Annotated in this window: 7 protein-coding genes and 1 pseudogene; all 8 read left to right on the top strand. The window is 63.8% G+C overall.

The window, feature by feature from the left end:
• On the top strand, positions 1–1,490 hold a 1,490-nt coding region (gene ftsH / locus OCW50_RS28710; RefSeq protein WP_262299935.1), incomplete at its 5' end, for an ATP-dependent zinc metalloprotease FtsH.
• A gap of 94 nt (positions 1,491–1,584) precedes the next feature.
• The gene (locus tag OCW50_RS28705) at positions 1,585–2,103 is read left to right on the top strand and encodes a DedA family protein (protein WP_262299934.1); all 519 of its coding nucleotides are present in this window, start codon (positions 1,585–1,587) and stop codon (positions 2,101–2,103) included.
• Between the two features lie 259 nt (positions 2,104–2,362).
• Entirely contained in the window at positions 2,363–3,400 is a 1,038-nt protein-coding gene (locus tag OCW50_RS28700; RefSeq protein WP_262299933.1) for a TIM44-like domain-containing protein, read from the top strand.
• A gap of 1,215 nt (positions 3,401–4,615) precedes the next feature.
• Positions 4,616–5,809, top strand: a pseudogene (locus OCW50_RS28695) (IS3 family transposase).
• An 11-nt stretch (positions 5,810–5,820) separates the two neighbouring features.
• Positions 5,821–6,048, top strand: a complete 228-nt coding sequence (locus OCW50_RS28690; protein WP_262299932.1) for a hypothetical protein — start codon at positions 5,821–5,823, stop codon at positions 6,046–6,048.
• A gap of 921 nt (positions 6,049–6,969) precedes the next feature.
• A complete protein-coding gene (groES, locus tag OCW50_RS28685) occupies positions 6,970–7,284 on the top strand; it encodes a co-chaperone GroES (RefSeq protein ID WP_262299936.1) in 315 nt (104 codons plus the stop codon).
• 45 nt (positions 7,285–7,329) lie between these two features.
• Positions 7,330–8,979, top strand: coding sequence for a chaperonin GroEL (gene groL, locus OCW50_RS28680; RefSeq protein WP_262299931.1), 1,650 nt, complete (start codon positions 7,330–7,332; stop codon positions 8,977–8,979).
• Positions 8,980–9,154: 175 nt separating this feature from the next.
• The gene (locus tag OCW50_RS28675) at positions 9,155–9,862 is read left to right on the top strand and encodes a CYTH domain-containing protein (RefSeq protein WP_262299930.1); all 708 of its coding nucleotides are present in this window, start codon (positions 9,155–9,157) and stop codon (positions 9,860–9,862) included.
• Positions 9,863–10,107: the final 245 nt, after the last annotated feature.

Raw genomic sequence — 10,107 nt, 5'->3', positions numbered from 1 at the left:
TCGGCAAGTCCAAGGCGAAGCTCCTGACCGAGGCGCATGGCCGCGTCACCTTCGACGACGTGGCGGGCATCGACGAGGCCAAGGAAGACCTGCAGGAGGTGGTGGAGTTCCTGCGCGACCCGCAGAAGTTCCAGCGCCTGGGCGGCCGGATCCCGCGCGGCGTCCTGCTCGTCGGCCCTCCCGGCACCGGTAAGACCCTGACCGCCCGGGCGGTCGCGGGCGAGGCCAACGTGCCGTTCTTCACCATCTCGGGCTCCGACTTCGTCGAGATGTTCGTGGGTGTCGGCGCCTCCCGCGTGCGCGACATGTTCGAGCAGGCGAAGAAGAACGCCCCCTGCATCATCTTCATCGACGAGATCGACGCGGTCGGCCGCCATCGCGGCGCCGGCCTCGGCGGCGGCAACGACGAGCGCGAGCAGACCCTCAACCAGCTCCTGGTGGAGATGGACGGCTTCGAGGCCAACGAGGGCGTGATCATCATCGCGGCCACCAACCGCCCCGACGTGCTCGACCCGGCGCTTCTGCGCCCGGGCCGCTTCGACCGCCAGATCGTCGTCCCGAACCCGGACGTGGTCGGCCGCGAGAAGATCCTGCGCGTCCACGTGCGCAAGGTGCCGCTGGCGCCCGACGTGGACCTGAAGATCATCGCCCGCGGCACCCCCGGCTTCTCGGGCGCCGACCTGATGAACCTGGTCAACGAGGCGGCCCTGCTGGCGGCCCGCCGCGGCAAGCGCATCGTCACCATGCGCGAATTCGAGGACGCCAAGGACAAGGTGATGATGGGCGCCGAGCGCCGCACCCTCGTCATGACCGACGACGAGAAGCGCCTGACCGCCTATCACGAGGCCGGCCATGCGGTGGTGGCGCTCAACGTCCCGGCCACCGACCCGGTCCACAAGGCGACCATCATCCCGCGTGGTCGCGCGCTCGGCATGGTCATGCAGCTGCCCGAGCGGGACAAGCTGTCCATGTCCTACGAGCAGATGACCTCGCGCCTGGCGATCATGATGGGCGGCCGCATCGCCGAGGAGATGATCTTCGGCAAGGACAAGGTCACGTCCGGCGCCCAGTCCGACATCGAGCAGGCGACCCGTCTCGCCCGCATGATGGTGACCCGCTGGGGCTTCTCGCCGGAGCTCGGGACGGTCGCCTATGGCGAGAACCAGGACGAGGTGTTCCTCGGCATGCAGATGGGCCGGCAGCAGAACGTGTCCGAGGCGACCGCCCAGAAGATCGACTCGGAGGTCCGCCGCCTGGTCGAGGACGGGCTCAACGACGCCCGGCGCATCCTGACCGAGAAGGCGCACGAACTCGAGGCCCTGGCCCGCGGCCTGCTCGAGTACGAGACCCTGACCGGCGAGGAAATCCGCAACCTCCTCGACGGCCAGCCGCCGGTACGCGACGATGGCGGCACAAGTGGCGCGAAGCACAGGGCGCCGCGTCCGGCCGTACCGCTGGCAGGACCAACGGGCGTGCCAAAACCGGCATAATGCAGGAGAGTGATAACAATCGCACAACCAACGCGTGCCGGCTTCCGCTGGCACGCGTCGTCACCTCGTGACCAGCGCTTGAATGGGAAAGCCCATGGACCTCGACACCCTCACGACGATGCTGCTCTACTTCGTTCGGGCGCACCAGGGCTGGGCTCCATTGATTGTCGGGGCGCTGGCCTTCGCCGAGTCGCTCGCCGTTGTCTCGCTGCTTGTCCCCTCGACCGTGCTGCTTCTCGGGATCGGTGCATTAGCCGGGGCAAGCGGTCTGGAGCTGTGGCCGATCTGGCTTGGAGCGGCCTTCGGCGCCATCCTCGGCGACTGGCTGTCCTATGCCATCGGCTTTCGGTTCAAGCATGCCGTGTTTCGCGTCTGGCCTCTTTCGTCGCACCAGCATCTCAGTGACCGCGGCGAACAGTTCTTTGCCAGATGGGGGGCATGGGGCGTCTTCCTGGGACGCTTCATCGGCCCGCTGCGCGCTGTGGTGCCCCTGACAGCCGGGATCTTCGCGATGCCGATACTGCTGTTCCAGACAGCGACCATCGCCTCTGCCTTTGTCTGGGCTTTCATCATGCTTGCGCCGGGCGCAGGCCTGACCGCATTGGCCAAGTGAGACGCGGGCAAAGTTCTTGCCGACGACAGGATTAAGGTCGAGGCCAGCTCCGTATACCGGTCATGGACCATTCCAGTAGACGTGCCGAGGTCATCGCCTGCCAGCAAGCGCGGGTTCGAGACGCCGGCGACGAAAGCGGTCCATCGGCAAATCTACGCCGTTTCTGCGCTGTCCCTTCGCCCCCAATCAAGAGGGTTTGGAGAGACAGCGAGAAGAGTAGCGCAGCCCATTCGACGCGGATCTCAGGAAAGAACATCTGATGCAACAGTCTCCAACCGACCGGGGGAACGGTCAGCCCAGGCGCAAGGCGGCGAGCCCTTCAAGCCGCGGACGCGTCGCGTTCGCCCTGGCGGGTGCGCTTGTGGTTGCCATGACTGGCATGGCCGAGGCCAGGAGCAAAGGCAGCATGGGCTCACGCGGCTCGCGCACCTTCGATGCCCCTCCGGCCACCCAGACGGCTCCCACAGCCGCCCAACCGCTCCAGCGCTCGCAGACCACACCAAGCCAAGTTCAGTCTCGTCCGGCCACTCCGTCGGCCCAGGCGGCCCAACCCACACGGAGCCGCTTCGGTGGCGGGTTCTTCGCTGGTCTGCTCGGGGCAGGTCTGCTGGGCGCGCTGTTCGGCGCAGGCCTTTTCGGCGGCCTCGGGTCCCTGGCCTCGATCCTAGGGTTCCTGGCGCAGGTCGCGCTCATCGGCGGTCTGGTCTTCCTGGTGATCCGGTTCTTCCGCCGGCGACAGCAGCCAGCCTTGGCCGGGATCCCCGCTGGCGCCCCGATGCAGCGCTCGACGCTCGGTGGCATGATCCCGCCGGATGGCGGAGCAGCTGCTGGCGGCATGCGTGCGGCTGCAGCAGCCAGCACAGCCTCGGCTTCACAGCCGCGCACCCAGGAGCTCGCCATAAGGCCCGAGGACTTCGCTGCCTTCGAGCAGGCTCTCGGGGACATTCAGACGGCCTATGGCCGCGAGGACGTTGCTGCCCTGTGGACGCTGGCCACGCCGGAGATGGCCGGATACTTCCAGGAGGAGTTGAACGAGAACGCCCGCAAGGGTGTGCGTGAGGCCATCTCGGGCGTGAAGCTCCTGCAGGGTGATCTCGCCGAGGCGTGGCGTGAGGGCCCGACCGACTATGCCACGGTCGCGATGCGCTATGCCATCACCGAGCAGATGATTGACCGGGCGAGCGGCAAGGCTGTTGCCGGTGAGCCGGAGAAGACTGAGGAGGTCACGGAGGTTTGGACTTTCCGCCGTGACAATGGCTCCTCCTGGAGGCTCTCGGCGATCCAGCAGGCCGCGTAATCCCATCATGGTCGACCGCGGCGGACGAGCCGGCGCGGTCGACCATTTTCCATGTGGGCGCGGCACGCGATGGTGCCAACTCCTCTGCCAATTAACCTGGCGCCTACAAGGCAATTTCGTTGCACAACCATCCCGACAGGAAGCCTACGGCAACGGGCAGTCGAACGAATATCAGGCTTTGTGCTCAGCCGACCTCTCGCCCCGTGGCTCCTTAACGGTTCAGCTACCCTGATCGATCTATCCTGAGGCACACGGGCTCTCGTCCCGCGAGCGCCGCCAGCCGGCTGTTCCGATCCAGACGGTTGTCATCCCGCTAGGTCTTCCTGCTCCAGGAGCTTCGATGTTTCAGGCCTTCACGCGCATTCTCCCGCGCCGCTACCAAGCCGCTGCTGTCGTCCTGGGGCTAAGCGCCGTCGCGGGATGGAGCCTGCTTTCTGGATCGCGCGGGCTGACCGCAGAACCTGAGCGTCAGGTATCGGCCCCAGCTGCCGAATTGCAAGCAGGTCAGAGCCCGACGTTGCCCGGACAGACCCAATCCCAGAGCCCAGCACCTGAGGTCCTAGAGCCCAGCATGTCGAAAGGTTTCGCTCAGAACGAGATCGCTCGCCTGTCCCAAGAGAAGGTCCCGGTTCAGCCAAAGCCAGCCATGGCTCGCCCTCCGCTTCAAGCCGTCTCATCGACAGGTCGTCAGCCGCAGGCGGGTGTTCCCCAGGCTGGGTTGATTGTGCGTAAAGCGCCAACTCCCCCACAGCCACCGGCCCGCGGTGTCCGCACAGCACAGGCGGAGGTTGCACCCCTTGAGCGCAAGCGGTGAACCTGGAAAAACGAGGTAACCGCTCCCGATCCTTTTCCGGGAAGTGAGCAACGATCCGAGCCTCGTGCCAGACCGCCGGCAATGCCCTGGCTCTCCAGTTTGACGCGATGCCATGGGTTGTCGAGGCTGATCGGCAGAGCCTTCTGCACTTGGCTGGCTTGGGCTGGTCAAGCACCTGGATCGTCGGATGCACTTGAGTCTCATCCAGGCTACGAGGGGCTGCACCAACTGGTCTATTATGCCGCTACCCGGCTGAGGGACGAGTCGCTCGAGGACCCCACCTGGGCCGCGACTGAGTGTGTCGTCAGCCAGGCTGATGCCACACAGTGGCTTGGGGAGAACAGGCCGGAGATCGCGTTTCCTGAGACACCCTATAAGCGGACAGGATCCGCAGAAGGGTGATGACGATGATAGAGACGATGAAGGATGCGGCCGGTCCGGGTCGCGGTGGGCGCATGTCGCGCCAGCGCAAACGCGAGGCGGTTCTGCGGCTGCTGCGCGGTGAGGATCTGGACACGGTCTCGCGCTCCCTGGGCGTGACGGCCGCCACGCTGAGCGGCTGGCGCGATGCTTTCCTGGCCGCCGGCGAGGCCAGTCTGGCCACCCGGCTGGCTACTAGCGAGGCGGTCGAGAGCGAGCGGCTCAAGGCCCGGCTCGGCGAGTTGCTGCTGGAACGGGAACTGCTGGAGGCCAAGATTGCCCTGCTGGAGAGCGGCCGCCCTTTAGCTCACAGGAGGTCGAGGCGATGAGCTGGGCTCTCTCGCCGAGCAGCGGCCGGCCTTATGGTCTGGCTCGCGTGTGCCGGATCTGGCGGGTGGCGCGGGCCAGCGTGTACCGGCATCGCCAGCCGCAGCCCCACCGACTGCGCCGGGGCCCGGTCGGACCGCTGTCCGATCCGGAGCTCACCACCGAGATCCGCGCCGTCCTGGCCGCCAGTCCGTTCCATGGCGAGGGTCATCGGAAGGTCTGGGCGCGCCTGCGCCTGAAGGGCATCCGCACCTCGCTGCGCCGGGTGTTGCGGCTGATGCGCGAGCACGACCTGCTGGCGCCGTCCCGGACAGGCTCACCCCGCGGTCCACGCAACCATGACGGCACGATCATTCCGGAGACCGTCGACACGCTGTGGGGAAGCTGCCGTGTTCGTGGCGGTCGATCACTTCAGTGCCGAGTGCTTCGGCCTTCACGCCAGCCGTCAGGGCACGCGGTTCGAGGCTCTCGAGCCGCTGCGGCAGGGCGTGCGCGAGCACTTTGGCGGCTTTGACAGAAAGATTGCCGCAGGCCTGTTGGTCCGGCACGACTATGGCAGCCAGTACATGTCGCGGGCGTTCCAGGATGAGCTGCGCTTTCTCGGGATTGAGAGCTCGCCTGCCTTCGTGCGGGCGCCGGAAGGCAATGGCTGTGCGGAGCGCTTCATCCGCACCCTGAAGGAGAACCTGCTGTGGGTGCGCTCGTTCGAGACCATCGAGGAGTTGCGCCAGGCGCTGCTGGCCTTCCGAGAAACCTACAACTCCACTTGGCTGATAGTCCGGCACGGATTTCAGACGCCGAAGGCCGCCCGGCACAACCAGCTTCCATCCGCGTCCCTCGCCGCGTAGGCTTCAATCCGGTGTCTCAAAAACCGCGGGCGGTACAGCGCTTTGCCGGGGTGTTCTTGGCTCCGAATTATCTCCTCAATGCGACTGATACTGTGGAGGAAATTGCCGAGCGTTTTGGGCTGAGCTTTGAGGCGGCCATGATCCGCAAGGGCGAGTTCGATGCGTTCCAGCGCCGCGCCTCTGGCAAGCGGCGCGAGCTACCATCGATCGTGGTCAATTACCTCAAAGACGCTCAGTAACGGGGTGTGAGGCTGCAGACAGACTTGGATTGAGGGACCTCTGATGGGCCGGCCCATCATTCGTGCATGCCGCTCACTGACCGTGCTGATCCGGTGCTTCTGGCATGATTGAGTTTTGACGTGAGGAGCGGTCTCGAGCTCGATGGGCGAAGATGGTGAGTCTTATCGGATTGGCTGACTGGCGCCTTTCGCGCTGGCACCTGCTCTCCGGTCAACTTCGGTCGCCACAGCCGACCAGAACCGAAGCCCCTGCTCGCTGCCTCTTGCGCGGCAGTAATACGCCTGCTGCCGTGCTCGGGCATAGGCTGCCCTTCCATCATACGCAATCAGACAGATCGCTTCGTACTCAACGGCGGTGAGACCCGCTTGAATCCTGGTCCTTGGACGACGCGACAGCAGGGTTCGGATAGATCCGATCAGGCGCTTTATGGATGCCAGTATGGACACATGAAGGAACGGGTCAATGAGCGCCTTCAGCGATCGATCAGGAGATGAGCGCCAACTGCGCATCGTTTTTGTCATCGTCCCGTCCAAGTTTACCAGCAAGAGTGCACCGTTTTCGGGTTTTGAAACTTAGTATCACCAAGCCATTTCATTCGCCCCACTGGCCGCAGGCTGGCGGGGCTATTTTGTTGCCGTTTCAGGCGTCAGTTGCGGCAACAAAAGCTAAACCGTTCGTCAGTGGTCGGACGGCGTTGAGATGGACCTCAGCGGATAAGCGATGAAGGGCAGCCAAGGGGCTAACGGCTCCGACAGTGCTCACATGGAGTCAACGCACCTTAAGCTTGGCCTCTTCAAGAGGTCTTGCCTCATCCGAAGCATTGGATTATTTCCACGTTTAGCACTCTGATGCGTCGAGTGCTAAACGTGCTGCTCGGCGCAGACGAGTGCCTCCAATTTGAAGAACGAGGAGGTACCCCCATGACGTTTCGCCCGCTGCACGACCGTGTCGTCGTCCGCCGCATCGAAGCCGAGGAAAAGACGGCCGGCGGCATCATCATTCCGGACACCGCCAAGGAGAAGCCGCAGGAAGGCGAAGTCGTCGCCGTCGGCCCCGGCACCCGTGACGAGAGCGGCAAGGTTGCTGCCCTCGACGTGAAAACCGGCGACCGCGTGCTGTTCGGCAAGTGGTCCGGCACCGAAGTGCGGATCGACGGTCAGGACCTCCTGATCATGAAGGAATCCGACATCATGGGTGTGATTGAGCAATCTGCCAAAGCGCAAAAGGCCGCCTAAGACAGCCCCACCCCTCACAGGTTCAAAGCAACAGGATTTCAGATCATGGCTGCCAAAGACGTCAAGTTCTCCTCCGACGCCCGCGATAAGATGCTCCGTGGTGTCGACATTCTCGCCAATGCCGTGAAGGTCACGCTGGGCCCGAAGGGCCGCAACGTGGTGCTTGAGAAGTCCTTCGGCGCTCCGCGCATCACCAAGGACGGCGTCACCGTCGCCAAGGAGATCGAACTCTCCGACAAGTTCGAGAACATGGGCGCCCAGATGGTGCGCGAAGTCGCCTCGAAGGCGAGCGATGTGGCCGGCGACGGCACTACCACGGCGACGGTCCTGGCCCAGGCCATCGTGCGCGAGGGCGCCAAGGCGGTCGCCGCCGGCATGAACCCCATGGACCTCAAGCGCGGCATCGATCTCGCCGTCGCCGAGGCCGTGAAGGACATCCAGGCCCGCGCCAAGAAGGTGGCCTCATCTGAGGAAATCGCCCAGGTCGGCACCATCTCGGCCAATGGCGATGCTCCTGTCGGCGAGATGATCGCCCAGGCGATGCAGAAGGTCGGCAACGAGGGCGTGATCACGGTCGAGGAAGCCAAGACGGCCGAGACCGAGCTCGACGTGGTCGAGGGCATGCAGTTCGACCGCGGCTACCTTTCGCCGTACTTCATCACCAACGCCGAGAAGATGATCGCCGAACTCGAGGATCCCTACATCCTCATCCACGAGAAGAAGCTCTCCTCGCTGCAGGCGTTGCTCCCGATCCTCGAGGCTGTGGTGCAGACCAGCAAGCCGCTGCTGATTGTAGCGGAAGACATCGAGGGCGAAGCCCTTGCGACATTGGTCGTGAACAAGCTGCGCGGTGGCCTGAAGATCGCCGCCGTGAAGGCTCCGGGCTTCGGTGATCGTCGCAAGGCCATGCTCGAGGACATCGCGATCCTCACCGCCGGTCAGACCATCTCCGAAGACCTCGGCATCAAGCTCGAGAATGTCACCCTCGACATGCTGGGTCGGGCCAAGCGCGTTCGCATCGAAAAGGAGAACACCACGATCATCGACGGTGCTGGGTCTACGCAGGACATCGAGGCTCGGGTTCAGCAGATCAAGGCGCAGATCGAGGAGACCACCTCGGACTACGATCGTGAGAAGCTCCAGGAGCGCCTGGCCAAGCTCGCCGGCGGTGTCGCGGTGATCCGCGTTGGCGGCGCGACTGAGGTCGAGGTGAAGGAGAAGAAGGACCGGGTCGACGATGCGCTGCATGCCACCCGCGCAGCGGTGGAAGAAGGCATCGTTCCTGGCGGCGGCACGGCTCTGCTGCGCGCCAAGGCTGCTGTCCAGAAGCTCTCCAGCGACAACCCGGACGTGAAGGCAGGCATCAGCATCATCGTGCGAGCCCTGGAAGCTCCAATCCGCCAGATTGCCGAGAACGCCGGCGTTGAGGGTTCTACCGTGGTCGGCAAGATCAACGACAACTCGACGTCTGACACCTTCGGCTTCAACGCCCAGACCGAAGAGTTCGTCGATCTCCTCCAGGCCGGCATTGTCGATCCGGCGAAAGTCGTCCGCACGGCTCTGCAGAATGCAGCATCGGTCGCTGGTCTGCTGGTTACCACTGAGGCCATGGTGGCCGACGCTCCGAAGAAGGAGTCCGCTCCGGCGATGCCGGCAGGTGGCATGGGCGGTGGCATGGGTGGCATGGACTTCTAAGAACTTCTCGCACGACGCGAAAAAGGGAAGCCCCGGAGCAATCCGGGGCTTTTTCATTTGGGTCTGACGGCGCGGCGTCGATCGTTGGGGAGGCGTTGCGCTCATTCTTTGTAAACAGTTTGGAGCAGACGATGCACCCCGTATTCCACTGTCATGTTGTTCTCCAGGTGCTCTCATGAAGACTGTTCGACGCTTCCATGTGTCTCCATGCATCGCTCGCCTCCTTGCGAGAGAACGAGGAGTCGATCGTCAGATCGTCGAAGGGTACCTCTCGTCCCAGCCCGGCAAAGATCAACTGATACGGCTGGAGGCTGATCAAGCTCACTTTGTCCTGTCAGGGCAGGATGAGTCAGGGGATCCGGTGGAAAAGCTTGCTCCCCTTCCGCGCGAACATGCCGAGGCCTTGTTTGGTCTTTGCATTGGGCAGATCTCCTATGACCGGCTCCATCTGCCACCTCAAAGCGGTCTCAACTATGCGATACAGCTCGACCGTGTCGTGTATCCCAGCAGCTTTGATCTCATCACCGTCGCGTTCGTCGATGCTCAGCAGGCAGAAGCCTTCCAGGTTCCGACTTGGCTCGGACCCGAGGTGACTACTGAGTACACTTACGAATGGCGCTACATCGCGCTGAATGGCCTTCAGTCGCACCACGAGGTGCCGCTCTCAAGCCAGCAGGTCGAGGCGGTGCTCGATATGCTGGACCAATCCCGGGCAACCTCTCAAGGAAGCAATGGATCTACTGCCGACGACGTCATCATTGCTCTCAGTCGCTCGCTTGAGACGTCCGGTCTCCTGAAAGCGGCAAAGGAGACCACTCCTCCTCCAAAGACAGAGCCTCTCGTTGAAGAGCCACATGAGCCGATGAAGTGGGCAGCGCAATAAACTCAGGCTGGGCCTGACAAGTAGGTGAGCGCTGCCTAGTTAGGCAGCGCTTTCTTGTTGGTTGCGGCGGCTCACTTGGGACAACCACTTCAGGCCTTGCCTCGTTTCACGGAGAAATGGGCTTTGCACGGTGTGCAGGCGACACAAGCAGCTGATGGTCTGGGAAACGGGGATCCAAAATGGGGCCCCGGGGGGGGCCCAACCCGCCCCCGGGGCCCCGGGTGGTGATTGGATGGGGGGGGGCG

The organism is Microvirga sesbaniae, from assembly GCF_025460805.1.
In the GTDB taxonomy this organism is placed as follows: Bacteria; Pseudomonadota; Alphaproteobacteria; order Rhizobiales; family Beijerinckiaceae; genus Microvirga; species Microvirga sesbaniae.
The sequence above is the reverse complement of the archived record's forward strand: the minus strand, read 5'-3'. Positions and strand labels throughout refer to the sequence as shown.